The following is a 23,809-nucleotide window of genomic DNA, read 5'->3' on the forward strand; positions in this document are numbered from 1 at the left end:
CATGCAGCAGCTCGGCAACTATCTCGGCTTGCAGGTGCTCTGGGTGGTGGCGGTAGCCGCCGCCGCGGACGGGCGCGTGTGGCCAACGCTGCTGGTACTGGCGCTGTTTGCGCTGTATCAACTGTGGCCCTCGCGACGCGCGGCCGGGGATGTGCCGTTGCTGATCGCCGCATTGGCACTGGGTTTGCTGCTGGACACCACGCTGGCCGCTGGCGGCTGGGTGCGCTATGCCATGCCATGGCCCGGTAGCGTGCTGGCGCCGGCATGGATCCTGGCGTTGTGGCTGGGCTTTGCGCTCACGCTCAACCATTCGCTGCGCAGCGTGATGCAACGCCCGTGGCTGGCGGTGTCGCTGGGGGCCATCTTCGGCCCATTTTCGTACTGGCTGGCGCAGCGCAGTTGGCACGCCGTGGAACTGTTGCCGCCGTTGATGCATGCGGCCCTCGCCGTCGGCATCGGCTGGGGCGTGGCCTGCGGCGTGTTGTCGCTGTATGCACGGCGCCTGCAGCGACCATTGACACAACCGAATCCTGGAGAACTGCAATGACTGCCTGGCCGCTGCTGCATGTCGCCTTCTTCGCCAGCGGGGTGATGCTGCTCGGGTGGCTGTGGCAGCGCCGCAGCGGCAATGCCGGGCCGGTGGACGTGTTGTGGGCCGCCTGCCTGGCGGTGGCTGCGCCGTACTGCGCCTGGATGTCCGACGGTGCGTTGCTGCCGCGCGTATTGGTGGCGGTACTTGGCGGTCTGTGGGGCGCGCGGCTGGCCTGGCATCTGGGCGTGCGCGTGTTCGGCGACCCGCACGAGGACGGTCGTTATCGCGCCCTGCGCGCGCACTGGAACGGCGACCAGCACAAATTCCTCGGCTTTTTCCTGGCCCAGGCGGTGGTGGTGGTGCTGTTTGCAGTGCCATTCCTGGCCGCCGCCAGCAACCCCAACCCCGACTGGAGCCTGTGGACCAGCCTGGCGATCGTGGTGTGGCTGGTCGCCGTCGGTGGCGAGGCCCTGGCCGACCGGCAACTGTCGCTGCACAAAGCCAATCCGGCCAATCGCGGCAAGACCTGTCGCAAGGGCCTGTGGCGGTATTCGCGCCATCCCAATTATTTCTTCGAGTTCGTGCATTGGTTCGCCTACCTGGCGCTGGCCGTCGGCGCCGGGCCGTGGCCGGTGGCGCTGTGCGCGCTCGGGCCGGTGGTGATGTTCGTGTTCCTGTATCGCTTCACCGGCATTCCCTACACCGAGCAGCAGGCACTGCGCTCGCGTGGCGAGGACTATGCGCAGTACCAACGCACCACCAGCGCGTTCTTCCCGCTTCCCCCTTCGTCCTGAGTTGTCTGGAGAGTTGCATGTCCTCTGTCACCGCCCCGCCCTCCTCGCTCCCGGATGAAGCCTTCGCCACGCGCCTGGCCGAATCCGGTGTACTGCCCGATACCGCCCTGCGTTACGGCATCCGCCGTTTGTGCGCGCAGCGCCTGCGCGATGAGCGTGGCGACGACGCCGATGCCAACGGCGAGCGCCAACGCGCCTTCATCGACAGCCTGCGTGCCAGCGCGATCGCGATCGAAACCGATGCGGCCAACCGCCAGCACTACGAATTGCCGCCGCAGTTCTTCACCCTGTGCCTGGGCAAGCGGCTGAAGTACAGCAGCTGCTACTGGGACGCGAGCACTCCGGACCTGGACGCGGCCGAAGAACGCATGCTGGCGCTGTACGGGCAACGCGCCGAGTTGGCCGATGGTCAACGCATCCTGGAGCTGGGCTGCGGCTGGGGCTCGCTGACCCTGTGGATGGCCGAGCGCTACCCCAACGCCACCATTACTGCGGTCTCCAACTCACGCCCGCAGCGCGCGCATATCCTGGAGCAGTGCCGTCTGCGCGGGCTGGGCAACGTGCAGGTCGTCACCGCCGACGTCAACGCGCTGGCGCTGCCGCCCGGCAATTTCGACCGTGTGGTCTCGGTGGAAATGTTCGAGCACATGCGCAACTACCGCGACCTGCTCGCGCGCGTGGGTAGCTGGCTGGCGCCGGGTGGCAAGCTGTTCGTGCACATCTTCTGCCACCGCGACCTGGCCTATCCCTTCGAAGTGGCCGGCGAAGACAACTGGATGGGCCGGCATTTCTTCACCGGCGGGCTGATGCCGGCAGCGGACACCTTGCTGCATTTCCAGCAGGACGTGGTCATCGAACAGCGTTGGCTGCTGTCGGGCCAGCATTACGAAAAAACCGCCAACGCCTGGCTGCAGAACCAGGACCGCCACCGCGCGCAGATCATGCCGTTGTTGCAGCAAACCTATGGCGAGGATGCGCAGCGCTGGTGGCAGCGCTGGCGCATGTTCTGGCTGGCGTGCGCGGAACTGTTCGGCTACGACCAGGGCCGCGAATGGGGCGTGGCGCACTACCGCTTCGTCAAGCGCTGACGGTCCGGGCGCAACGCCAGCGCGCGATGGGCAGATGATCGCTGCTCGTCGCCAGCGATCGGCCTGCGGGGGCGGTCAGCCCGCCGCAGCGGTGATGACGATTTCCACCTTCCATTCCGGACGCGCCAACTTCGCTTCCACGGTGGCACGTGCCGGAGTGAAGCCATGCGGCACCCATTCGTCCCAGGCGGCGTTCATGCCGTCGAAGTCGGCGATGTCGGCCAGATAGATTTCAGCGCGCAGGATCTTGGTCTTGTCGCTGGCCGCCAGCGCCAACAACTTGTCGATCTCGCCCAGCACCTGGCGCGTCTGGCCGGTGATGTCCTGGTGGGTGTCTTCGGCAATCTGCCCGGCCAGGTAGCACACGCCGCCGTGGACGGTCATTTCCGACATGCGCGGGCCGGTATCGAATCGCTGCAGCATTTCAGGTGTCCTCCAATTGATTGACCGGGCCATTGTGGCGCGAATGCGGCGGGCGTGCAGCCTCGGTGGGCGCGGCACACGCCAACCGCACCCCGGCCCCTACCATCCAGATCACGATCAGCACGATGGCCGTTTTCTGGCTGATGCCGGGCGGTGCGGCCGGCACGCTGACGTGGAACAGCAACACGGCGAACGCGGCCCACCCCAGGCCGAACGCCACTGCGGCGTGGTGTTGCCATGCGCGATCGGAGCGGAAGTACCACGACTGCAGCACTATCGCCGCAACAACGCACAGGAACGTGGCATCGGCCGCCAGCACATGCACCATCGCCGCGGCATTCGGCGCCAGCTCCGGCATCCAGCTGTCGCCGATCGCCACCACGCACAGGCCAAGCGCCGCACTCCAGAACAGGCCGAGTACGGTCCGGCTGCGGGCAGACGGCGCCAGCGCTGCAGACAGGCCAAGCGCCAACCACGCCATGGCTGCGGCAAGTAGGCAGTAGGCGGTCCGCAGCAACAGGCCGTAGCGGCCGTGCAGATACGCGCTCAGCTGCGCATCGACCCAGTCCAGATCGCTGCGGCACCATTGCAGCGCCAGCACCAGCCCGATGAAGGCCACACCGGCCCCAGCGGCGATCGCGCCGGCCTGCCGGCTCCAACGTGGCGCACCGGCCGGGGCCGGGGACACCACCGGCGGCGGCTGTTGGAGATTGCGTGTCATCGAGCTGTCTGCCTTCCAACCGTGATTGCCGCCTTCGCCAGCGGTACGGCACCTGTGCGTGCCTTTGCCCTATGATGCGCGCGGCCATGGTGTGCCGACGGGGTGTCGGCCCAGCCGAAGCATGTGTCCACCTCACTTCGGCGCTTCCAGGCAATCACGCTCCATGCACCGTCCATCCGCCTGTCCCCTGCTGACCCTGTGTGCGCGCGGCACGTATCGTGCATCGGCCCTTCTTCCCTTTCAACAACCCGCGTTGCCCTTATGACGGATACCTCGATGTCTTCCGAAGCGCCCTCCAGCGGCTGGCGACGCGCCCTGCCGGTGCTGATTAGCCTGGCGATCCTGGCGATGGCGCTGCACGCGCTGTCGGCGCAGTTCACCGACCATGGCTATCGCCAGATCCGCCAGGCATTCCGCGCGCTGGGTGCCGGGCAGATCGCCCTGACCCTGCTGCTGGGGCTGAGCAGCTACGCCTGCCTGGTGGGTTTCGACTGGGTGGGGCTCAAGCGCACCGGCAAGCGGCTGCATCCGGCGCGGGTGGGCATCACTGCGTTCATGGCACACGCGGTTGGCCAGACCCTGGGCTTTGCCGCGCTCACCGGTGGCGCGGTGCGCCTGCGCGGCTACGGCAGCGTGGGGCTGACCCTGGCCGAGATCGGCCAGGTGGTGCTGATGAGCACACTGGGCTTCGTCTTCGGCGCCTGGGTGCTGCTCGGGCTGGCATTGCTGCTGGAGCCGGAAGCGGCCGCACGCGCGCTGCCGATCGCCGCCGACGGCATCCGCATCGCCGGCATCGCGCTACTGGCAGGCTATGTGGCGATGCTGGCGCTAGTGGGCAGGCAGGGCCGCGAATTCGGTATCCGGAGCCACCGTTTCTGGTTGCCGGACCGCAACACCGTGCTCGGCGTCACTGCGCTCAGCGTGGTGGAACTGGGCCTGGCGGCGGCGGCGTTCTACGTGCTGCTGCCGCCGGACCCGGGTGCCGGCTATTTCGGCTTCATCGGCATCTGGCTGGTGGCGGTGGTGGCCGGCCTGATCTCCACCGTGCCGGCAGGCCTGGGCGTGTTCGAGTGGAGCCTGCTCAAGCTGCTGCCGCACGTCACCCCTGCCGCCGTGCTGGCTGCGGCGCTGGCCTACCGGGTCACCTACTACATCGTGCCGCTGCTGATCTCGGTGGCCATGGCTGCGGCTTCCGGGCTCGGCGCACCGGTGCGCGCCAGCGCCAGCACCGCCCGCACGCTGTGGAGGGCGTTGCGCCCGTGGCTGCCGCAGATCCTGGCGCTGGCGGTGTTTGCGGTCGGTGCGGCGCTGGTGATCGATGGCACCTTGCCCACCCCGCGCGCGCGCCAGGAGGTGGCACCGCTGCCGCTGATCGAAACCTCGCACCTGCTGGTCAGCCTGGGCGGCATGATGCTGCTGCTGATCGGCCAGGGCTTGCAGCGGCGCAGCCATGCGGCCTGGGTCCTGGCGCTAGGCGTGTGCGTGCTGCTGCCGCCGTTGTCGCTGCTGCGCGGCAGCCATATCTCCGTGTCACTGTCGGCGGCGCTGGCGGCCGTGGCGTTGTGGGCCGCGCGCCGCGAGTTCTACCGCCAGGGCGCGCTGTTGGACGAAGCCTGGTCGTGGCGCTGGTTGAGCAACCTGGGCCTGGTGCTGGTGGCCACCTTCTGGCTGCTGTTCTTCGTCTACAGCCATGTCGAATACAGCAACGACCTGTGGTGGGAGTTCGCCACCTCCGCCAATGCCCCACGGGCGCTGCGCGCGGCGTTGATCCTGTGCGTGGGCGTGATCGTCTTCGGCATGGCGCGCCTGCTGCGCGGCGGGCGGCGCCCGATGCCGCCTGCCGATGCGCCGGTGCTGCAGACCCTGGCACCGGTCCTTGCGACCAGCACCGATACCCAGGCCTGCCTGGCGTTGACCGGCGATAAGGCCTTCCTGCTCGACGAACAGAGCCGCGGCTTCGTGATGATGCAGCGCTACGGCGGCTCGCTGATTTCGATGGGCGACCCGGTCGGCCCGCCGGAGGTGGCGTGCGCGCTGATCTGGCGGTTCCGCGAAGAGGCCGACCGCATGGGCCTGCGCCCGGTGTTCTACCAGGTGGGCGAGAAGTACTGGCAGACCTACCTGGACATGGGCCTGACCCTGGTCAAGCTGGGTGAGGAGGCGATCGTGCCGCTGGAAGGCTTCACGCTGGAAGGCCGCGACCGTGCCGACCTGCGCCAGGCCTGGAATCGCGGCAAGCGCGGCGGCCTGAGCTTCCGCATGCTGCCGCCGGAACAGGTGGACGCGGTCCTGCCGCGCCTGGCCGAGGTGTCCGAGCAATGGCTGGAAGAGAAATCCGGCGAAGAGAAAGGGTTCTCCCTGGGCAGCTTCGATGGCGACTACCTGCGCCGCTTCCCGGTCGCGGTGGCCGAAGCCGAAGGCCAGATCGTGGCCTTTGCCAACGTGTGGTGCGCGCCGGCCGGCGGCGAGCTGTCGGTGGACCTGATGCGGCACAGCGCGCAGGCGCCCAAGGGCACCATGGACTTCCTGTTCATCGAGCTGTTCCTGTGGGGGCAGGCTAATGGCTACACCCGGTTCTCGCTGGGCATGGCGCCGTTGTCGGGGCTGGCCGAGCATCGCCTGGCCGGCCGCTGGAACCGCTTCGCCAGCTTGGTCGCACGGCATGGCGAGCGCTTCTACGGCTTCAGCGGGCTACGCCGCTTCAAATCGAAGTTCTCCCCGACCTGGCGCCCGCGCTATCTGGTCGCGCCCGGCGGCATGCACCTGCCGGCGGCGCTGCTGGATGTGACCCGCCTGATCTCGGTGGATCCTGGCCGGCAGGAGTAAGGCGACGCGCAACCTGCCGCGTTACGCGACTGTGTCAGTCTGTTGAGGGCGCCTGCGTGCTTGAGCGGAGTGCTCGCCGATCAGCGGTAGCACTATGGGGAGCGCGGTGTCGCGTCCGGGGGTGGGACCGTGTGGCGGCATGGATGCCGCTACCGCGCCTCCAGGGACGGATTCACGGCGTGTCCCGACACCGGATGCGGCGCCGCGCCATCGACCCACTCCGCGCACCGATCACGCTATGCACGACATCCATCGTTTCCCTGCAGATGCTCGGGCGTGCTGCGGGCGCTTGCGCGCGTACCGGTGGTGAGGGACACGCGCAAGCACCACTGGTCGCATCAGACGGCCGAACGAACAGCGACGAGGGGGTTGCTGACCACGCGTCGGCCGAGAGTTGGCCGACGCATGGTCAAACTGTCCCGCTCGTTCAAGGCGTCGACAGTGCGTGCAACTGCTCCATGATCGTCTTGGCCAGAGTTGCGTAATCGCCCTTGAAATGGTGATCGCCCGGCAGCGCGACGCGCCTGGCGACCTGCGCAGGCAGGCTCGGGCACAGGGCGTCGTCGTCGTCCTGGCCGTAGATGCAGACCGTGGTGCCGGCCGGCAGGCGCTGCACTTCTGGCGCGATCGGCAGGCCTTCGTCGTCCGAACCCAGCCAGTTGCTGACGTGGAATTCGTAATCGGCCAGCTTGCCCACCGACAGCAGCGCGGTCATGCGGATGTTCTGCCGGGTGGCCGCAGGCAGCTTGTTGATCGCCGCCGGCAACACGTCGGCGCCCTGCGAGAAGCCGATCAGCACCACGCGCTTGCGCTGCCAGCGTTGCGCGTAGATGCGCGCAATGCGGTCCAGGTCGGTGGCGAAGCCCTGCGGGGTCCGCTCGGTCCAGAAGTAACGCAGCGAGTCCAGCCCCACCACCGGAATACCCTGCGCGGCCAGCGCGTCGGCCACTTCTTCATCCAGACCGGCCCATCCGCCGTCGCCGGAGACGAAGATCACGAAGGTGTCGTCGTCGCTGTCGCCATCTGGCGCAGCCGGCGCCTCGACCACCGGCAGGTCGGCCAGGCCGCCCGGCGGCGGCGGCAAGGCCACGCCCTTCTGTTCGCCCAGCGAGCGGGCCGCGGCCCGCAGGCCGGGCAGGATGTCGCCGCGCACGGACCGCTTGAAGCTGCGCGCCTGCGGTATCTGCTTGAGGAAGGCGGCTTCGGCTGCCGCCGGACAGCGCTTATCCTGGCTGCCGGCCAGCACCCAGGGGATCTGTAACGGCACCGGCAGCAATGCGTTGCTGCCCGGCCGCACGCCGGGCTGGCAGATCGCCTGCCCGTTCACCGCCACCGGGCACAGGCCATCGGTGAGCACGCCAGCCAGCACATGCGGCTTGGCCTGCGCGCCGATGGCATAGGCCAACGCAGCGCCCTCGCCATCGCCCACCAGCAGCGGCAGGCGGTAGGTGGGAATGTGGTGGAAGGCCTGCAGGTAGCGCGAGAAGTTCTCCACGTCGCCAACCGAGAAGGTGCAGGCGCCGCCCGCCTTGCGCAGCACCGCGTACAGATGCGCGGTATCCACCAGGGCAACCATCGCACCATCGTCGCGCAGCGCCTGTGCCTGCGCCTGGCGCTTGCCGGCGTTGCCGGTGCCGGCCAACCAGATCACCACGCGCTCGGGCTCGCCCTTGGGCATCAGCACCGGCACCTGTTCGAACCGCCCATGGCTTAACGGCTCCGGATCTGGAGCCTGCGCGGCAGCCATGCCCGACAGCGTCAACACCGCCGCGCCGCAGAGCGCGCTCCATCGTTCAAGTCGTCGCATGTCGCACCATCGGGGAAAGTGGTCCAAAGATAATCGTTCCGGCGCGTGCCGCGAAGCGCAGTACTTCGCTCACCGCGCCCGCGCCTGTTGACGGGTTTCCCAGGCAGCCAGGGCCTGGCGGTAGCGGCCCAGCTCCTCGGCGTACAGATCGTGCACGCACAGCGGGCAGCCACTCTCGCAGCACTCGTTGGGGGCTGGCGCCTGCGGCGGCTGCGGGCGTGGATCGGTGGCGGAAACGGCGTGGTCGTGCATGCGGCCATTGTAGCGTGCGCGATCGGTCCTCCCACGGCCAGGCACAGCACACCGCAAGGTTGGTCAATGGCCCAGCCGGCGATGCAGGTTGGCGCGCGCCGCGGCATCGGCGTTGGCATGGAAATACGCACTGAGAAAGATACGCGGCCGCTTCAGCAGGCCGGCCAGGAAGCGGCGCCGGTTCAGCCGGAACAGCAGCACAGGCACATGCCCCCGGTACTCGTCGGCGATTGCGCGGTCATAGGCATCGAAGATCTGCGCCGGCGCCGCCAGGATCGCCATGTCGCAATCCAGGAACAGCGCGGCGTCTTCGTCGACATCGGTCGGTTGTAGCTGACCATGGCGTGCAGTGAGCAGGATCAGCGTTTGCACACGCGCAAGGTCCACCTCGGCCTGTGGCCACCACCGCGGAATGCAGTCCAGGGCCCAGGCTGCCGATTGCGCTTCGTTGTCGCCGCGCCCGGGTTGGTACACCGCATCGTGGAACAGCACCGCCAGCCAGACTTCGACCGGCTGTTGCCAGCCCGGCCCGGCAGCGACCTCGGCATAGTGCTGCAGCAGCGCACGCACATGGCCGAAGTGATGATAGGCGCGCGGCGGAATGGCGTAGGCCTGTTCCAGGACGGCCAGGTGGTCGGCGTGCAAGGGTAGCGGGGCGGTGAGGTCCATGCACGCAGGCTAGCGCGTACGCACCGCGCTGCCCATGGGCGCGGTGGCTCAGTGCAGCGGCCAGCGCCCTTCGATCTGGTAGCGCGACTGCCCCAGGAAACTGCGCACCAGCGCAAACTCGCGCACCGTCCAGGCCAGTGCTTCGCAACGTCTCTGCGGCAGGGCCTGGTTGCAATACAGCAAGGTCATGTGCGGCGTGTACTGCGTATCGCCGGCAATGCCCACGTGTGCCAACTGACGCCCCAGCGCACCTTGCAACGCGTACAGCCCGCGCACCTGCTCCTCGCCGCGCAGCACGCACGGCAATTGCGAGCGGCGCCCACCGAAGGTGCCAACGCGGTCGAACTCCACCTCGAAGGCCGGCAGCGCAATGCGCTCGGCAGCCTGGCTGGCGCGGCTGACCAGCGACGGCGGCAATCCGCCCGCGTAATCGCCTAAGTGATGCAAGGTTACATGCAGCCGCTCGCGCCCCAGCCGCTTTCCGTCCACCTGCCCTGCCTGCAGCAGCGCGTTGGCGATGTCGCTCGCGCGTTGCGCGGTCTGCGCATCTGCCATCACCGCAAAGAACAGCCGCTCGGTGGTCTTCTCTTCGCCCAAGCCCAGCGATAACTGCGCCTCGGCCGATGACAGATAGAGAAACTGCTGTTTCATGGGAGTGTCCACGTCCGCCTGCGCGGGCCTGGCTGAGGAAGGGCGGCGGATACTAGCAGACCCAATGCCTGCCGAATACGCCGCAGTCGCACGCATCACCGTGGAACGCGCCGCACTCGTGGAACTGCACCGAGTGATGGGCGCCACGCGGCCGACATTGCACACCGCACAAAAAGAAACGGGCAGCTTGCGCTACCCGTTTCCCGCCCGTATCGATTTACTCCGGAGCTGCATCACCGCAATGCACTACGGTTGGGCAAGTGCGTTACGCCGCGTTCTTCATGGCGTGCTTGCGGTTGCGCATGACGTCGTGGCAAGCGCGTACTTCCGGCAGCAGGCGCAGCGCGGCGTCGCGTGCGGCAGCCGGCGTCTCCTGGTCGGCGATGGTTTCATCGAACGCCTTCAGCAGGCGATCCTCCGACTCCTCCAACTCGGCAACGTAGCCATACTTGGTGTCGCCCAACGTCGCGCGGACCTTGCCGTAGAACTGCTGCATGCTACCGACCATGGTGCCGTGCTTTTCCGGTGTGCCGCCCACCGAAGCCACCACGCTGCTCAGGTTGCTCACGATGTCGCTCTTGACGCCGGCGATGCGGCGAAACAGCGTGGCCAGTTCTGCATCGCCCACCTTGGCAGCGGCTTCCTCGTAGAAATCCTTGCCGTCACGGGAAATGGCGATCAGGTCGTTGAGGCTGTGCTCGGTCTTGCTCTGGATGCTCATGTGTTGCTCCTGGTTGCATGGGCCGCGCTGCGCGTTGATGCGTTGCGCCGGCTTTCGGGGAGTGGCACGGTCGATGCGTTGACCGGGCTGCCTTGGCGTTGTGTACGGCTCCATGCTGGCGGCGCGGACATAATCGGCATGTGAGCGATGCGGGCGCCGTCCTCACGCCATCGTGCGGCCGATGAATTGCGATTCATCGATGCCAATACCGCATCAAGAACCTTTCGGTTGCCGACTGGCCCACATGTTGTCGATCAGATTCGGGTATGGACGCCCGGCCTCGTCGGCACGTCGTCTGGCGGCAGCCTTCTGCGCTTGCGTCAACGGCGTGGACGCCTTGCGTTTGGGGCTTGTGCGTTTCCACGGCGGTGGAGTGAAGTCAGTCATGGCGGTTCGGTCCGCTTGCGGTCAGGCAGGCAGTGTCGATGCCTGGTCGTGAGATCGCCGTGGAGTGCATCACCGCGCAAGGCCGCAGCGCCGTCTCCGCTACGGTGACACGCACGCACTCAGGCGCATGCCTGGTGTCCGAATCCGGATATCAGAGATGCCTTTGCCCGCCGCCAGTGACGGGCACTGCATTCAACCCTTCAATCGCTCACCAAGGTGCTGCGCTGACGGCGCTCCTGCCAGAGCGCCGCTGCATAGATGAGCACACCGCCCAGCGCGGTGGCAGCGCCCACGTAGCCGGTGGACGTCCAGCCCCAGCCTGCGGTGATCGCCAGGCCACCCAACCATGGCCCCAACGCGTTGGCGGTATTGAACGCTGCATGGTTGGACGCTGCAGCCAAGGTCTGCGCCTCGGCGGCCACATCCATCAAGCGGGTCTGTAGCGCCGGCGCCAGTGCGCCCATCGTGCCCACCGCGACAATGGAGACGAACACCCACAGGCCGGAGTGCGCCGCCAGCGGAAAGGTCAGCATCACCACGATCGACCACCCCAGCAGCACCGGCACCGCGCGGAACTGCAGGCGATCGAACAGCCAGCCGCCCAGGATGCTGCCCAGGACGCCGCCCACGCCAAAGGCAGCCATGGCCAGCGGGATGCGCGCCGCATCCACGCCGGTCACCGCCGTCAATGTCGGCGCCAGATAACTGAAGACGCAGAACATGCCGGAAAACCCCACAGCACCGATCGCCAGCGCCAGCCACACCTGCGGCCGGTTGAACGCACGCAGCTCACGCAGCGGTTGCTGGCGCGGCTCGTCCGGCGCGGGCGGCAGCAAGGCCGCCACCGCCGCGACCGTGCCCAAGGCGATCGCCGATACCGACGCATACGCCCAACGCCAGCTGACGATCTGCCCCAGCCAGGTCGCCAGCGGATTGCCTACCAGCAATGCCACGCTCAAGCCCAGCAGCACGTGCCCCACTGCGGTGGCGCGCTGATTGGGCGGGCTGATCGAGGCTGCGACCAGCGAGGCCACGCCGAAGTAGGCCCCATGCGGCAGGCCTGCAATGAAGCGGCACAGCAGCATGCTGTGATAAGTCGGCGCCAGCGCACTGGCCAGATTGCCCAGCGCGTAGAACACCATCAGCAACAGCAGCAAGGTGCGCCGCAGCCAGCGCGCGCCCAGGATCGCCAGCAGTGGCGCACCCACGACCACGCCGAGCGCATAGGCACTGATGACGTGACCCACCTGCGGCTCGCTGATCTGCAGGCCCTGCGCGATCTGCGTCATCAGGCCCATCGTAGAGAATTCGCTGATGCCGATCGCAAAGCCGCCCATCGCCAGCGCCAACAGGATCAGCACGTAGTCGCGCCGGGGCACGCGGGGCGCGCAAGGATCGATATCGGACATGCCCGACTCCAGATTGACGGGGCGGCTTATTATTGTGCAACGCAGCAATTCAGGAAAGCCCAGCAGGTCCGCCGGTTCAGCCCTGAAGCCCTGCCTGTCGCGTTTCAGTCCGCCAGGAGACGCTGTGTCCTACCAGCGTCGCTCGAATCCGCATGGGTCCGCCACCATCGCTGTGAAGCACCGCGATTGCCGCGGCGCCGCGCCTTGCGTGTGATCCCACTCGACTGGTTGCTGATGTCCAACTCCATTGAATCCCCGCTGTTCTCCCCGGTGCGCCTGGGTGCGCTGGACCTTGCCAACCGCGTCATCATGGCGCCGCTGACGCGTAACCGCGCCGGCGCCGGCCAGGTGCCGACACCATTGGCCGCCGACTACTACGGCCAGCGTGCCACCGCCGGGCTGATCGTTGCCGAAGGCACGCAGATCAGTCCGCTTGGCCAGGGCTACCTGGACACGCCCGGCATCCACAGCAAGCAACAGGTTGCCGGCTGGCGCGCGGTGACCGATGCAGTGCATCGCCATGGCGGCAAGATCGTGCTGCAGCTCTGGCATGTGGGCCGCGTCTCGCACACCAGCGTGCTGCCGCCGGGCGAAGTGCCGGTCGCGCCCAGCGCGATTCGCGCAGAAGGCAAGACCTACACCAAGAACGGCTTCGAGGATGTTTCCGAACCGCGTGCCCTGGCGCTGGACGAAATCCCCGCGCTGATCGAGGACTACCGCATCGCTGCGCGCAACGCGCTCGATGCCGGTTTCGACGGGGTGGAAGTGCATGCGGCCAACGGCTACCTGCTCGATCAATTCCTGCGCGATGGCTCCAACAAGCGTACCGACGCCTACGGTGGCGCTATCGAAAACCGCACCCGTCTGCTCACCGAAGTGGTCCAGGCCATCGCCGACGAGATCGGTGCCGAACGCACCGGCGTGCGCCTGTCGCCGGTCACCCCGGTGTACCGCGCACACGATTCGGATCCGCAGCCGTTGTTCGAACGCGCGGTGGAGCGGCTGAACCTGATCGGCGGCCTGGCCTTCGTGCATGTCATCGAAGGCGCCACCGGCGGTGCACGCGACAACATCGCCTTCGACTACCCCGCATTGCGCGCCAAGTTCGACGGCGCCTGGATTGCCAACAACGGTTACGACCGAAGCATGTCCGAGCAGGCCATCCGCAGCGGCTACGCCGATGCAATTGGCTATGGCCGCCCCTTCATTGCCAACCCGGACCTGCCACGCCGCCTGCGCGAGAACGCACCACTGGCCGACGTGGACCAGGCCACGCTGTACGGTGGTGGCGCCAAGGGCTACACCGACTATCCAGCGCTGCCCGAGTAAGAATGGCTGGCCAACCTGCCGCGCGCCGTCCAGGCCCATCCGCCGACTGCGCGCTGTGGCTGGTTGGCCGCCGCAAGCCGGCTGACAGCACGCCCGATAGTCGTTGCCATGCGGCGGCGATCGGGTAACCGGCCAGCCTCCGCGTGACGCAGACCCATGGCCGGAATGTTGCGCAGCCACGCATGACGCATGACGCATCGTGCCTGCATACACGCCATCGACGCGTGCGCATGCCGCGCCCATCCTGGCGTCGCCCGATGACGTGCACGCCGCGTGCCGCTAGCATCGACGTCATCATGCGCAACGCGGCTGGCCATGCAGCCGCCACCCAGCGGTCAGGCCTTGCGCAGAAAGCAGGTCTTCAGCACCAGGCCCTTGATCTTTTCCGAGTTGCCTTCGATATGCTCGGCGTCGTCTTCGACCAGGCGGATATTGCGGATCAGCGTGCCCTGCTTGAGCGGAATCGATGATCCCTTGACCTTGAGATCCTTGATGACCGTCACCGTGTCGCCGGCCTGCAGCACATTGCCATTGCTGTCGCGCACCGGCGTGGCATCCGCGGCGACATCGCCGGCGCTCCACTCGAAGCCGCAATCGGCGCAGATCGACAAGGCGCCGTCGACATAGGTGTTGTCCTGGCCACATTGCGGGCAGGCGGGGACGCTGGACATGCGATTCCTTTTTGGAAATGGGCGTGGATTGTAGCCGCCCGGCCGTGCGATCACGCCTGCGTCAACCACCAGTGCACGCGCCGGCTGCACACACCACGACGACTTACCACTGACAGGCACAAGCATCGCACTGCCGTGCCAAGCTGATCCTCGCCCAACTGCCGTTGCATGCCACGGTTGCATGATCCTGCCCGATTGCCTACGGTGGGCGTGCAGCACCTCTTGGCATCGTGAATCCGCCGATGCACTCCCCTCGATCACCCGTCATGGAGGTTTCCAATGGAAATCAGCCAGGGTCGCGTTGCGACCATTCACTACACCCTGTCCGACGATAGTGGCCAGGTCCTGGACCGCTCTTCGCCCGACGCGCCGCTCAGCTATCTGCATGGTGCCGGCAACATCGTGCCCGGCCTGGAACAGGCCCTGGACGGCAGGCAGACTGGCGATACCCTCACCACCGACGTTGCGCCGGAACAAGGCTACGGCCCGCGGCACGCGCAACTGATCCAGCAGGTGCCGCGCGAGGCCTTCCCGGGCGATATCGAGGTGGTGCCGGGCGTGCAGTTCGAAGCCCGCACCCAGCAGGGGCCGGTACTGGTCACCGTGACCGAGGTCGGCCCCGCGCAAGTCACTGTGGATGGCAATCATCCGCTGGCCGGACAAACGCTGCATTTCGCAGTCGAGGTGGTACAGGTCCGCGAGGCCACCACCGAAGAATTGAATCAGGGCCACGTGGACGACATCGCGGCCTGATCCGGCGGCTGCCGCGCGTCATCGGGCGTTGCGGCAGCCCGGGCAGCGGACGCGGCCTCCGTAGTAAAGTGCGCGGCCCGCTCCCAGGCAGCTGCGCATGAAACTCGGCATCGACTTCGGTACCAGCAACTCTGCCGCCGCGGCCATCGTCAATGGCCGGGTGCAGCCGGTGCGCTTCGGCGAGGCCCTGCAGTTCCGCACCACGGTGTATTTCCCGGAGACCATGCGCGACCCAGACGATTTCAGCCTGACACCGGCGCTGGAATACGAGATGGACCGCCTGATCGATTCCGCACGCCGCGACGCCACCGCCGCCGGGCGCACCGCCAACCCCGACAGCCTGCGCCGCGACGCACTGCGTATCGTGCGTCGCCAATGGATGGAGCAGCAGGTACGCGAGCCGCGCAGCTCGGCGGCCCTGCTGCAGAACGCGGTCTACGGCGACGAGGCGCTGGATGCCTACTTTCTCGAGGGCGAAGGCAATCTGGTGCAAAGCCCCAAGTCGATGCTGGGCTACAACCTGCACCCGCGTGCACGCCAGACCATCACCGGCATCGCCACGCATGTGCTGGAACATATCCGCCTTACCGCCTCGCGCCAGTTCGACATCAATATCCGCGAGGCCGTGCTCGGTCGTCCGGTGCAGTTCCGCAGTTCGATCGGCGAAGCCGGCAACGCACAGGCACTGGAGATCCTGCAGACCGCCGCCATCGCCGCCGGCTTCGACAGCGTGGAGTTCCTTGAAGAACCCGCTGCTGCGGCCATGCACTACCACGTCAGCCACGACAGCCGCCACGACACCGTGGTGGTGGACATCGGTGGCGGCACCACCGATATCGCGCATGCCAGCGTCGGCGGTAGCACTGCCCCGCAGGTGCACCGCGCCTGGGGCATCGCGCGCGGCGGCACCGATATCGATCTTGCGCTCAGCCTGGCCAGCTACATGCCACTGTTCGGCCGCGGCGTCACTCGCGTGCCGGCGCACCATTACGTGGAAGCGGCGATGGTGCAGGACATGACGCGCCAGCGCGAATTCCGCCTGCACAAGTATCAGGACGCCCCGGCCCCGTTCGATACGCGCCTGCGGGCACTGCAGGACACCGGCAATACCGCGCGCCTGTATCGCAACGTGGAAGCCTGCAAGATCGCGCTCAGCGAAGCCGGCCAGCATCACACGCCGCTGGATTTCATCGAACGCGGACTGCAGGTGGACGTCCAGGCCGACGCGCTGATTGCGTCCGCTTCCAGCTACCTGCGCGAGCTGGAAACGCTGCTGGCGCAGGTCCGCGCCGACATGGCCGCGCCGCCGGCCACGCTGTTCCTGACCGGGGGCATGTCGCGTGCCGGCTATCTGCGCGACGCAGTGGCTGCCGCTTTCCCCGAATCGCGCATGGTGCAGGGCGACCCCTCGTTCGGGGTCGTGCAAGGCCTGGCCTGGGCCGCGGCAGGCGGCACCCGTCCATCGGACGGTTAACACAAGCCGCCAGTCAGCTCGTATAATGCATGGTTGCTGCCCGCAAGCTTGTGTGGGCAAGGCACGCTCGCCGTGCCGCCTGCGATTGCGCACCGAACGCAGCCGCATCTCTCGACACCGCTTCACGCGCGCGCCACCCTTGCCGCACGCGGTGTCATTGCACTTCCCCGCTACAGGAGGCCACATGGCACGTCCCGCGACCAAGCAGAAATCCCAGCCCAGCATCGCTCGCAGCGAAGGCAAGTCGCAGCCGCTCAGTCGCGAGCGCATTGCCGCCGACATTGCCGCGTTCCGCAAGACCGGCGGCCGGATCGAAGTGCTGACCACCAACTTTGGACCGGCGCGCAACGACGGCGACAAGATCGGCTGACGTCCGGCTCAGCGGTATCGGCCGCGTGCCCGACGCCGGGCGCGCGGCGCCTTGCCTGATCCACTCGCGTTCTTGCATGTCATCAGGCCCCTTGCATGGCAGCGCGCCATGTGGTGATCGTCGAGACAGCCGATCATCGAACGAATCTCCCAGCTTATGACCGGATGTTCAGCGCAAGCAGGCACCGGCGACCATGCCTGGCCGCTACAATGATTTCCCCCCTCGTTTTCGCATGCTGTGATGTCCGCGCCCGACGCCTTGCCCGCCATGATCCGCAGCCTGTTGCCGCACTGGAACGCGCAGTGGCTGGCGATTGCAGTGCCCACCATCAAGATCGTGCTGATCCTCGCGCTGGCGGGGCTGGTCAGGTTGCTGCTCCGGCAACTGCTGCGGCGGTCGTGTGCACGCTACAGCGTGCCTGCCGAGATGATGATGGGCATTCGTCGCGCAGGCAGCCTGGTCATTTCGGTCAGCGCCTTGCTGTTGGTGCTACGGGTGTTGGGCGTGTCGGCCACTACCCTGTGGACTGCATTCACCGGCTTTGCCGCCGTCGGCGCGGTGGCGTTCTTCGCCGCGTGGAGCGTGCTGTCCAACATTTTCTGCACCTTCCTGATCGTCACCACGCGCCCGTTCCGGCTCTACGACCATATCGAGCTGCTGGAGGGCGGCGACAAGCCGGGGCTCAAGGGCCGCGTGATCGACATCAACGTGATCTACACCACCCTGGAAGAACGCGGCGACCATGCAGGCAGCGTACTGCAGGTTCCCAACAGCCTGTTCTTCCAGCGCACCACGCGTCGCTGGCGCGAAACCAGCGGTTTCAACGCCGGCTAGGCACATGCGCCAGCGCGCATGGCTCCCACGCGGTGCATGGAACGCAGCGCAGCCCGGCAACGGGCGGCATGCTCAACGCAACTGGCTGTCCTTGCTGCCGCGCCGGTTGTAGCCGCCCTGCGCGCCATGCTCCAGGTCATGCGCCTGCTGGCAGCCCACGCACAGGTGCACGCCAGGCATCGCCATGCGCCGACCTTCCGGAATCGGCGCATCGCACTGCTCGCAATGGCTCAGGCTGGGCCCGTGGTGCAGCTGGCGTCGCGCGCGCAGCACCGCCTCCTCCACCGTGGCATCGATCTGGTCCTGCACCGCGCCATCACCCGCCCATCCGGTCGCCATGGTCGCTCACCTGTGTTGGTCAGATCCTCAATATGGTCATCGCTGCAGGCAAATCCAAGCGGGCGTGCACAGTGCGCTCAACCTGCGTGCTTTAGCATTCAGCCGCCCACCCAAGGACTCTAGCAATGGAACAGCCCGTTCACCCGTTTTCCGAACTGTTCGCCCAGTTGGGCCTGCCATCGGATGAAGCCGGCATCCGCGACTTCATCGCACACAACTCCCCGTTGCCGGGCGACATGCGCCTGGAAGAAGCACCGTTCTGGACGCCTGCACAGGCCCAACTCCTGCGCGAAGAGCGCCTGGACGACGCCGACTGGATCGTGACCATCGACCAGCTCAATATCGCCCTGCACAGCAGCGGCGAAACCGCTGGCGCTTGATCGCCTGCAAGATGGTCGATGGCCGGTTGCACGGGGCCACCCACTGTGCAACCGGCCTGTTCCGGACGACGCGAATGCAATGAAAAAGCGGCCGAAGGCCGCTCGTTTGGTGATGCAGTTGGCACGTCCGCTTCTCGCGGGCGAGCCAACTGCAACGCGCCGGTCAGGTCACCTTCTTGGCGATCGTCACGCCCAGCACGAACAGCACGATGGCGATGATGATGCCGGCCCAGAACAGGAATTTGGCGATTCCCATCGCAGCGCCCGCCATGCCGCCGAATCCCAGCGCACCGGCAATCAGGCCGATGATGGCGAAAATAATGGCCCATTTGATCATGTTGTCGCTTCCTCATTCGGCACTGCGCCGTTACTCGATCAGATACCTGCGACATGTATCGCAGCGCATCTGCCGCACGCTAGCGAGCCGGGCGTCCCGCATTCGTGAACGCGGCTGACACACGCTGCCACATAGGCCTGAAATGCGGGTCTGCGTTGCATGCCGCTGCGCGATGCTTCACTGCCTGATAGCCGGTCGCGTCGGCATCGGCGATCATGCGGCTCTTTCAGGATTCGATCGCCATGGACACGCTGCGCTATCTCCTGGGTTACCCGCCTGCCGTGCTGGACCAGGTGCGCGAACTGATTGCGCAGGACAAGCTCGCCACGGTGCTGGCGCGGCGCTACCCGGACCGTCACGCCATTCGCACCGATCGCCACCTGTACGACTACGTCAAGGCGATGAAGGAGCGCTACATGCGCTCCTCGCCCACCCTGCACAAGGCCATCTACGACAATCACCTGCAGGTGGTGAAACACGCGCTGGGCACGCATACCGCCATTTCGCGCGTCCATGGTGGCCGCCTCAAGGCCAGCCGCGAGATCCGCATTGCCGCCGTCTTCCGCGACACGCCTGAAGCCTTCCTGCAGATGATAGTGGCGCACGAATTGGCGCACCTGAAGGAGGCAGACCACAACAAGGCGTTCTATCAGTTGTGCAACCACATCGTCGCCGACTATCACCAGCTGGAATTCGACTTGCGGCTGTACCTGACCCAGTTGGCGCTGCAGACTGACGGCTGAGCGCCAAGCAGGGCATCGCCAGGGTGGGTGAACAGGTTCATGCACCACCCCCTGCCGAGGTGGTTTAAAATGTCGCTGCGCGACCTGCCCGGACCGGATCTGCAGACGTCGCGTTTTTTGTTTCCCGCTGCATGGGTCACGGCCCGGCGACAGGGAAGGCACATCACGCAGCCCCGCGGAGCCTTCGATGCTTTTCGACACCCTCGATATCACCGGCCACGAGCAGGTGATCTTCTGTCACAACCGCGATGCCGGCCTCAAGGCCATCATCGCCTTGCACAGCACCCTTCTGGGACCGGCATTGGGTGGCGTGCGGATGCGCCCCTACCCCGACAGCGAGGCCGCATTGAACGATGCGCTGCGGCTCAGCCGCACCATGACCTACAAGAACGCGCTGGCGGGGTTGAACGTCGGCGGTGGCAAGGCGGTCATCATCGGTGACCCCAGGACCGACAAGAACGAGGCGCTGTTCCGCGCCTTCGGCCGCTTCGTCGACACCCTAGGCGGGCGCTACATCACCTCCGAGGACGTCGGCACCGACGTCAACGACATGGAGCAGATCTACCTGGAAAGCGAATACGTCACCGGCGTGCACCAGGTACATCGCGGCTCCGGCGACCCTGCGCCGTTCACTGCCTATGGTGCGCTGCAGGCGTTGATGGCCTCGCTCAACCGCAAGCTCGGCCATGAGGAAGTAGGCAAGGCCAGCATCGCGATCCAGGGCCTGGGCCATATCGGCATGGAGCTGGTGAAGCTGCTCAAGGAACGTGGCGCAAAACTGTATGTGGCCGACCTGAACCAGGCGCTGGTGGAGCGTGCGGTCGCCGAATACGGCGCCGAGGCCGTGCGCCCGGACGAGATTCACCAGGTACCGGCCGATGTGTTTGCTCCCTGCGCGCTGGAAGGGGCCATCAACGAACAGATGCTGCCGCAGCTCAAGGCCAGCATCATCTGCGGCACCGCCAACAACCAGCTCGCCAACGCCGCCATCGGCGTGGAGCTGCACCGGCGCGGCATCCTGTATGCGCCCGATTACGTGGTCAACGCCGGCGGGGTGATGAATGTGTCGCTGGAAATCGACGGCTACAACCGCGAACGCGCCATGCGCCTGATCCGCAGCATCTACCACAACCTGGAAAAGGTCTTCGACCTGTCCACACAGCAGGACGTGCCGCCGCAACAGGCCGCCGATCAGATTGCCGAAGCCCGCATCGAGGCGATCAGCAAACTCAAACTGCCGCTAGGTCGCACTGCGCCGCGCTTCCTGCACAAATTACGCGGCGAGTAACCGGCAGCAGACAGCCTGGGTGTCACGCCGGAGGCAGCGCGCGATCGCCGCTGCAAACGCCACGCCCGGGCATTGCGCCCGGACGTGATGCACACCGATCAGAAATCGGCGCTGTACTTCAGGCTCAGCGCGCGATCGTCGCCGCGTTCGCCCACCCGCTGGTCGTAACCGAAACGCAGCTGGCTCTGCTGCCCCAGTGGCGCGGACGCGGCGATTCCGAACAGCCCGCCCGAACGCGCCGGCTGCATGCCGCGCAATGGAGCCCAGGCATCCACACCGATGAAACTGGCATCCAGCATCAAGCCCTGGCTGCTCAACGCCTGCTGCCATTCGGCATAGCCGCCCAGTTGCAGTCCACGCCAACGGTATGCCGACCGCACGCCGGCCAGCGCCTGGGTGCGCGATGAGGTACTTGCATCGGCACGCAGACCGAAACCATCCCCGCCGCTTTCGCGGAAGCCTTCGCTGCGCAGGCGCACATAATCCAGGCCCATGTACGGCGTCAGCGAGGCGGCTGCGTGGCCCCAGCGATAGCCGGCTTCCAGGTTGCCGCTGAGATAACTGCCGCTGTAGTCGCTGAAGGCGCTGCTGCGGTCCTCGCCCAACTGCAGGTTCCGTTCGATCTGCCGGTTGACATTGCCCACACCCAGCTGACCCAGCGTATAGGCCGCCCCCAGCGTGGTGCCCCAGTACAACTGCGCCTGCACCTGCCGATCGCGGCCGCGCGCGCCATCCAGATCGCCCAGGCTGTTGGAACGCGTTTCGCCGAACGCAAACCCGGTGACCGCGCCAGAGACCAGGCGCAGGTCGTTGCCCATCATCCATCCGGAGGTGGCAAACCCGGCGCTGGTCACCCCGCCCTCGCCCGGACCGCCCAGCGCGCGCTGCCAGTTGCCGAGCAGGCGCGGCTGCTGCGACAGGCCGTCGAAATGCGCGGCCAGCGCGCGCCGGCCCAGATCGATGGTGTCGAAGGTCATCGCCGCCGAGGCCGCATGCGCACGCCCGGACAGACTGCGTAGCGAATCCGCTGCCGCCTTGGCGTCGGGCGCTTGCTGCAACGCCGCTGCGGCACGCATGAAGCTGCCGCTGATGCCACCATTGCCCTGCAGCTGTTGCGCGTCTACCTTCTGGAACGCCTGCTCCACCCGAATGGCAGACTCCATCGATGCCGTCCCCACTGCACCGAGCGATGCGGCGACTGCGGTGACATCCATGCGCTGCAGCGACACGAACGCCGTGTTGGCGTCATAGGTCACCGTGGCGTTGAGGAAGGTCACTGCCGGCCCGCTGCTGGTCGTGGCAAACGTGCCTTGCAGCCCGTTGGCCGCCTGCAACACCGGATAGGTCGTGTTGTTGACGACGTAGCTGCGCCGGCCAAGCAGTTGCAGGTCACCGGCAATGGTAGCGGTGCCGCTCACGTCCAGGCGATCGCCGACATTCAGCGCCAGGCGCCCGTTACTGGCCTGGGTGTAGTTGCCGTTGACCGAGAGCACCGCGCTGTTGACCTGGAGCGCACCGGCGTTGTCCACCCGTCCGCCGATCCTGCCCGCGCCGATCAGGCTCGCCCCATTGGCGATACCCACCCGTGCACTCTCCAGGCTGGCGGTCTGCAAGGTGCCGCCAAGGACTTGCGTATCGCCGGTGAAGGTATTGGCGGTGCTGCCCAGGACCAGCGTGCCTGCGCCGCGCTTGGTCAGGCCACCGGTGCCGCTGATGTCGTTGGCCCAGGTCGAACGCAAGGTGTTCACGTTGACATCCACCGTGCCCCAGTCGAACCGCGCCGGCCCCAGGACCGCCTTGCCCACATTGAGCAGGCCGTAGCCGAACACCGGATCGACGCCTGCTGCGCCCAGATCGGTGGCCGTTCCCAGCAGCGTCTGGCGCACCAGATCGTTGTTGAAGTACGGAAATGCCTGCCAGACCAGCGCCGCTGCGCCGGAGACCAGCGGTGCGGCGAACGAGGTGCCGCTGCCATAGAAATAGCGGATGTTGCTGGCGGTGGCATCGGGGTCGATGAACATCGACGTCCCCGGCGCCACCAGGCAGTAGCGCATCGCCACCCCACACGCATTGGAATACGACGCCAGCTGCGTGGGATTGGCGGTATCCAGCGCCCCGACGACCAGCCAGCCACGCTCCAGGTCCGCTGCCGGCAACGTGCCGTTGGGGCCCGGCTGACTGGGAAGTGCTGCGGTGTCGGAAGGCTGCGCACGCGATTCGTTGCCCTCCGCAAACACCACCAGGCCATCGTTGTTGATGACAAAAGACCGGTATTCCTGCGCGATCTGGTTGGTGACCGAGGCGTCGTTCCAGTACAGGCCGCCCCAGGAGTTATTCATGATGCGCACGCCGGCACCGATCAGGTCCGCATGCACGGGGCCCAATCCCAGCGGGCCATCCACCTCGTTGCCTTGGCCGCTGCCGTCATCCACCGGCGCCCGGTCGTTGATGATGCGCGCAGACACCAGGCCCGCGCCGGGCGCGATACCGCCCGGCCATTGGGCCACGGCACGGCCGGCCGCCAGCTCGGCGACAACGGTACCGTGCCCGACCACGTCGCCCACGGCGACGTTGTTGGTTCGCGGATCGACATAGATGAAGCTGTCGCTCACCCGCCCCTGCAGCGCCGGATGATTGCTGTTGATGCCGCTGTCGATGACCCCGATGCGATAGCCCGCGCCGGTGAAGCCCAATGCCTGCGCCGCGCGTGCATTGGTCAGTGCCAGATGCGCATCGATGGCAGGCTCCGGCGTCGGTGCGGTGACCGGCGGTGGCGGTGAAGTCGGCGGTGGTGGCGAGGTCGGCGGTGGTGGCGAGGTCGGTGGTGGCGGCGGTGGAGGGGACGTCGGCGGGGGCGAGACCGGCGGCGTCGGACGGATCCCGCCACCACCTCCCCCGCCGCCGCACGCGGTCAACGCCACGGCTAACGCCGAAGCCAGCACAGTCCTGGCGACATGCCCTTTGTTCATCGCTGCTCTCCCCCAAACCCAGTCCATGGCCGGACCCGGATC

General features: G+C 66.9%; 24 protein-coding genes. 12 read left to right on the plus strand and 12 right to left on the minus strand.

The genetic code is table 11. The annotated features are described in order from the left end of the window. The first annotated feature begins 1 nt into the window (after nucleotide 1). From XcuCFBP2542_RS02415 to XcuCFBP2542_RS02425, 3 genes are read left to right on the plus strand one after another with little or no spacing between them, the layout of a single operon-like run. On the plus strand, nucleotides 2-547 hold the full coding sequence (locus tag XcuCFBP2542_RS02415) for a DUF2878 domain-containing protein (protein ID WP_104602042.1): 546 nt from the start codon (nucleotides 2-4) through the stop codon (nucleotides 545-547). Further along, the gene (locus tag XcuCFBP2542_RS02420) at nucleotides 544-1,326 is read left to right on the plus strand and encodes a DUF1295 domain-containing protein (protein WP_104602043.1); all 783 of its coding nucleotides are present in this window, start codon (nucleotides 544-546) and stop codon (nucleotides 1,324-1,326) included. Before XcuCFBP2542_RS02415 ends, XcuCFBP2542_RS02420 begins: the two co-directional genes overlap by 4 nt. A gap of 17 nt (nucleotides 1,327-1,343) precedes the next feature. Next, the gene (locus XcuCFBP2542_RS02425) at nucleotides 1,344-2,414 is read left to right on the plus strand and encodes an SAM-dependent methyltransferase (RefSeq protein ID WP_104602044.1); all 1,071 of its coding nucleotides are present in this window, start codon (nucleotides 1,344-1,346) and stop codon (nucleotides 2,412-2,414) included. 75 nt (nucleotides 2,415-2,489) lie between these two features. Here the strand turns inward: XcuCFBP2542_RS02425 and XcuCFBP2542_RS02430 are convergent, their stop codons facing one another. After that, on the minus strand, nucleotides 2,490-2,837 hold the full coding sequence (locus XcuCFBP2542_RS02430; protein WP_104602045.1) for a RidA family protein: 348 nt from the start codon (nucleotides 2,835-2,837) through the stop codon (nucleotides 2,490-2,492). A 1-nt stretch (nucleotide 2,838) separates the two neighbouring features. After that, a complete protein-coding gene (locus tag XcuCFBP2542_RS02435; protein WP_104602046.1) occupies nucleotides 2,839-3,558 on the minus strand; it encodes a DUF998 domain-containing protein in 720 nt (239 codons plus the stop codon). Between the two features lie 261 nt (nucleotides 3,559-3,819). Between XcuCFBP2542_RS02435 and mprF the strand changes: the two genes are divergently transcribed. Beyond that, nucleotides 3,820-6,384: a bifunctional lysylphosphatidylglycerol flippase/synthetase MprF gene (gene mprF, locus XcuCFBP2542_RS02440; protein ID WP_104602047.1), complete on the plus strand. Its 2,565-nt coding sequence runs from the start codon at nucleotides 3,820-3,822 to the stop codon at nucleotides 6,382-6,384. A 427-nt stretch (nucleotides 6,385-6,811) separates the two neighbouring features. On the opposite strand, the gene XcuCFBP2542_RS02450 is transcribed toward mprF, so the two are convergent. The 6 genes from XcuCFBP2542_RS02450 to XcuCFBP2542_RS02480 form a co-directional block, all read right to left on the minus strand. After that, entirely contained in the window at nucleotides 6,812-8,191 is a 1,380-nt protein-coding gene (locus XcuCFBP2542_RS02450) for a virulence factor (protein ID WP_104602049.1), read from the minus strand. Between the two features lie 69 nt (nucleotides 8,192-8,260). After that, nucleotides 8,261-8,443, minus strand: coding sequence for an oxidoreductase-like domain-containing protein (locus XcuCFBP2542_RS02455; RefSeq protein WP_104602050.1), 183 nt, complete (start codon nucleotides 8,441-8,443; stop codon nucleotides 8,261-8,263). Between the two features lie 63 nt (nucleotides 8,444-8,506). Beyond that, nucleotides 8,507-9,112 (minus strand): HD domain-containing protein, encoded by a 606-nt coding sequence (locus XcuCFBP2542_RS02460; protein WP_104602051.1) that lies wholly within the window; start codon nucleotides 9,110-9,112, stop codon nucleotides 8,507-8,509. A 48-nt stretch (nucleotides 9,113-9,160) separates the two neighbouring features. Next, nucleotides 9,161-9,763, minus strand: coding sequence for an RNA 2',3'-cyclic phosphodiesterase (gene thpR / locus XcuCFBP2542_RS02465; RefSeq protein ID WP_104602052.1), 603 nt, complete (start codon nucleotides 9,761-9,763; stop codon nucleotides 9,161-9,163). Between the two features lie 265 nt (nucleotides 9,764-10,028). Then, nucleotides 10,029-10,484, minus strand: coding sequence for a PA2169 family four-helix-bundle protein (locus XcuCFBP2542_RS02470; RefSeq protein ID WP_104602053.1), 456 nt, complete (start codon nucleotides 10,482-10,484; stop codon nucleotides 10,029-10,031). A 587-nt stretch (nucleotides 10,485-11,071) separates the two neighbouring features. After that, a complete protein-coding gene (locus XcuCFBP2542_RS02480; protein ID WP_104602055.1) occupies nucleotides 11,072-12,280 on the minus strand; it encodes an MFS transporter in 1,209 nt (402 codons plus the stop codon). Nucleotides 12,281-12,490: 210 nt separating this feature from the next. Here XcuCFBP2542_RS02480 and XcuCFBP2542_RS02485 point away from each other — a divergent pair, with 210 nt between their 5' ends. Further along, nucleotides 12,491-13,609: an alkene reductase gene (locus XcuCFBP2542_RS02485; RefSeq protein WP_104602209.1), complete on the plus strand. Its 1,119-nt coding sequence runs from the start codon at nucleotides 12,491-12,493 to the stop codon at nucleotides 13,607-13,609. Between the two features lie 335 nt (nucleotides 13,610-13,944). Here XcuCFBP2542_RS02485 and XcuCFBP2542_RS02490 read toward each other — a convergent pair whose 3' ends face one another. Continuing rightward, complete coding sequence (locus XcuCFBP2542_RS02490; RefSeq protein WP_104602056.1) at nucleotides 13,945-14,280, minus strand: zinc ribbon domain-containing protein YjdM; 336 nt, start codon at nucleotides 14,278-14,280, stop codon at nucleotides 13,945-13,947. Nucleotides 14,281-14,559: 279 nt separating this feature from the next. On the opposite strand from XcuCFBP2542_RS02490, the gene XcuCFBP2542_RS02495 reads away from it, so the two are divergent. From XcuCFBP2542_RS02495 to XcuCFBP2542_RS02510, 4 genes are all read left to right on the plus strand, one after another. Further along, nucleotides 14,560-15,033: an FKBP-type peptidyl-prolyl cis-trans isomerase gene (locus XcuCFBP2542_RS02495; protein WP_104602057.1), complete on the plus strand. Its 474-nt coding sequence runs from the start codon at nucleotides 14,560-14,562 to the stop codon at nucleotides 15,031-15,033. A gap of 97 nt (nucleotides 15,034-15,130) precedes the next feature. Further along, entirely contained in the window at nucleotides 15,131-16,507 is a 1,377-nt protein-coding gene (locus XcuCFBP2542_RS02500; protein ID WP_104602058.1) for an Hsp70 family protein, read from the plus strand. A gap of 184 nt (nucleotides 16,508-16,691) precedes the next feature. Further along, nucleotides 16,692-16,877 (plus strand): hypothetical protein, encoded by a 186-nt coding sequence (locus XcuCFBP2542_RS02505; protein ID WP_029221706.1) that lies wholly within the window; start codon nucleotides 16,692-16,694, stop codon nucleotides 16,875-16,877. Between the two features lie 240 nt (nucleotides 16,878-17,117). Further along, on the plus strand, nucleotides 17,118-17,711 hold the full coding sequence (locus XcuCFBP2542_RS02510) for a mechanosensitive ion channel domain-containing protein (RefSeq protein WP_104602059.1): 594 nt from the start codon (nucleotides 17,118-17,120) through the stop codon (nucleotides 17,709-17,711). A 72-nt stretch (nucleotides 17,712-17,783) separates the two neighbouring features. Here the strand turns inward: XcuCFBP2542_RS02510 and XcuCFBP2542_RS02515 are convergent, their stop codons facing one another. Continuing rightward, nucleotides 17,784-18,050 carry a DksA/TraR family C4-type zinc finger protein gene (locus XcuCFBP2542_RS02515; RefSeq protein WP_104602060.1) on the minus strand — a complete coding sequence of 89 codons (267 nt, stop codon included), beginning with the start codon at nucleotides 18,048-18,050 and terminating at the stop codon, nucleotides 17,784-17,786. Between the two features lie 125 nt (nucleotides 18,051-18,175). Between XcuCFBP2542_RS02515 and XcuCFBP2542_RS02520 the strand changes: the two genes are divergently transcribed. Then, on the plus strand, nucleotides 18,176-18,430 hold the full coding sequence (locus XcuCFBP2542_RS02520; protein ID WP_104602061.1) for a DUF2789 domain-containing protein: 255 nt from the start codon (nucleotides 18,176-18,178) through the stop codon (nucleotides 18,428-18,430). A gap of 163 nt (nucleotides 18,431-18,593) precedes the next feature. Here the strand turns inward: XcuCFBP2542_RS02520 and XcuCFBP2542_RS02525 are convergent, their stop codons facing one another. Then, nucleotides 18,594-18,767: a DUF1328 domain-containing protein gene (locus XcuCFBP2542_RS02525; RefSeq protein ID WP_006452844.1), complete on the minus strand. Its 174-nt coding sequence runs from the start codon at nucleotides 18,765-18,767 to the stop codon at nucleotides 18,594-18,596. A 215-nt stretch (nucleotides 18,768-18,982) separates the two neighbouring features. Between XcuCFBP2542_RS02525 and XcuCFBP2542_RS02530 the strand changes: the two genes are divergently transcribed. Continuing rightward, a complete protein-coding gene (locus XcuCFBP2542_RS02530) occupies nucleotides 18,983-19,510 on the plus strand; it encodes a YgjP-like metallopeptidase domain-containing protein (RefSeq protein ID WP_104602062.1) in 528 nt (175 codons plus the stop codon). Between the two features lie 187 nt (nucleotides 19,511-19,697). Further along, nucleotides 19,698-20,798 carry a Glu/Leu/Phe/Val dehydrogenase dimerization domain-containing protein gene (locus XcuCFBP2542_RS02535; protein ID WP_104602063.1) on the plus strand — a complete coding sequence of 367 codons (1,101 nt, stop codon included), beginning with the start codon at nucleotides 19,698-19,700 and terminating at the stop codon, nucleotides 20,796-20,798. Between the two features lie 98 nt (nucleotides 20,799-20,896). Here the strand turns inward: XcuCFBP2542_RS02535 and XcuCFBP2542_RS02540 are convergent, their stop codons facing one another. Continuing rightward, nucleotides 20,897-23,767: an autotransporter serine protease gene (locus XcuCFBP2542_RS02540; protein WP_104602064.1), complete on the minus strand. Its 2,871-nt coding sequence runs from the start codon at nucleotides 23,765-23,767 to the stop codon at nucleotides 20,897-20,899. Nucleotides 23,768-23,809: the final 42 nt, after the last annotated feature.

The sequence above is a fragment of the Xanthomonas cucurbitae genome (genome assembly GCF_002939885.1).
Classification (GTDB): domain Bacteria; phylum Pseudomonadota; class Gammaproteobacteria; order Xanthomonadales; family Xanthomonadaceae; genus Xanthomonas; species Xanthomonas cucurbitae.

Coding starts and splice junctions, on each gene's coding strand:
- XcuCFBP2542_RS02515 (WP_104602060.1), bottom strand. CDS start 18,050: ATGGCGACCGGATGGGCGGGTGATGGCGCGGTGCAGGACCAGATCGAT.
- XcuCFBP2542_RS02480 (WP_104602055.1), bottom strand. CDS start 12,280: ATGTCCGATATCGATCCTTGCGCGCCCCGCGTGCCCCGGCGCGACTAC.
- XcuCFBP2542_RS02525 (WP_006452844.1), bottom strand. CDS start 18,767: ATGATCAAATGGGCCATTATTTTCGCCATCATCGGCCTGATTGCCGGT.
- XcuCFBP2542_RS02430 (WP_104602045.1), bottom strand. CDS start 2,837: ATGCTGCAGCGATTCGATACCGGCCCGCGCATGTCGGAAATGACCGTC.
- XcuCFBP2542_RS02460 (WP_104602051.1), bottom strand. CDS start 9,112: ATGGACCTCACCGCCCCGCTACCCTTGCACGCCGACCACCTGGCCGTC.
- XcuCFBP2542_RS02435 (WP_104602046.1), bottom strand. CDS start 3,558: ATGACACGCAATCTCCAACAGCCGCCGCCGGTGGTGTCCCCGGCCCCG.
- XcuCFBP2542_RS02450 (WP_104602049.1), bottom strand. CDS start 8,191: ATGCGACGACTTGAACGATGGAGCGCGCTCTGCGGCGCGGCGGTGTTG.
- XcuCFBP2542_RS02470 (WP_104602053.1), bottom strand. CDS start 10,484: ATGAGCATCCAGAGCAAGACCGAGCACAGCCTCAACGACCTGATCGCC.
- XcuCFBP2542_RS02420 (WP_104602043.1), top strand. CDS start 544: ATGACTGCCTGGCCGCTGCTGCATGTCGCCTTCTTCGCCAGCGGGGTG.
- mprF (WP_104602047.1), top strand. CDS start 3,820: ATGACGGATACCTCGATGTCTTCCGAAGCGCCCTCCAGCGGCTGGCGA.
- XcuCFBP2542_RS02425 (WP_104602044.1), top strand. CDS start 1,344: ATGTCCTCTGTCACCGCCCCGCCCTCCTCGCTCCCGGATGAAGCCTTC.
- XcuCFBP2542_RS02495 (WP_104602057.1), top strand. CDS start 14,560: ATGGAAATCAGCCAGGGTCGCGTTGCGACCATTCACTACACCCTGTCC.
- XcuCFBP2542_RS02520 (WP_104602061.1), top strand. CDS start 18,176: ATGGAACAGCCCGTTCACCCGTTTTCCGAACTGTTCGCCCAGTTGGGC.
- thpR (WP_104602052.1), bottom strand. CDS start 9,763: ATGAAACAGCAGTTTCTCTATCTGTCATCGGCCGAGGCGCAGTTATCG.
- XcuCFBP2542_RS02415 (WP_104602042.1), top strand. CDS start 2: ATGCAGCAGCTCGGCAACTATCTCGGCTTGCAGGTGCTCTGGGTGGTG.
- XcuCFBP2542_RS02455 (WP_104602050.1), bottom strand. CDS start 8,443: ATGCACGACCACGCCGTTTCCGCCACCGATCCACGCCCGCAGCCGCCG.
- XcuCFBP2542_RS02510 (WP_104602059.1), top strand. CDS start 17,118: ATGTCCGCGCCCGACGCCTTGCCCGCCATGATCCGCAGCCTGTTGCCG.
- XcuCFBP2542_RS02505 (WP_029221706.1), top strand. CDS start 16,692: ATGGCACGTCCCGCGACCAAGCAGAAATCCCAGCCCAGCATCGCTCGC.
- XcuCFBP2542_RS02500 (WP_104602058.1), top strand. CDS start 15,131: ATGAAACTCGGCATCGACTTCGGTACCAGCAACTCTGCCGCCGCGGCC.
- XcuCFBP2542_RS02530 (WP_104602062.1), top strand. CDS start 18,983: ATGCGGCTCTTTCAGGATTCGATCGCCATGGACACGCTGCGCTATCTC.
- XcuCFBP2542_RS02535 (WP_104602063.1), top strand. CDS start 19,698: ATGCTTTTCGACACCCTCGATATCACCGGCCACGAGCAGGTGATCTTC.
- XcuCFBP2542_RS02490 (WP_104602056.1), bottom strand. CDS start 14,280: ATGTCCAGCGTCCCCGCCTGCCCGCAATGTGGCCAGGACAACACCTAT.
- XcuCFBP2542_RS02540 (WP_104602064.1), bottom strand. CDS start 23,767: ATGAACAAAGGGCATGTCGCCAGGACTGTGCTGGCTTCGGCGTTAGCC.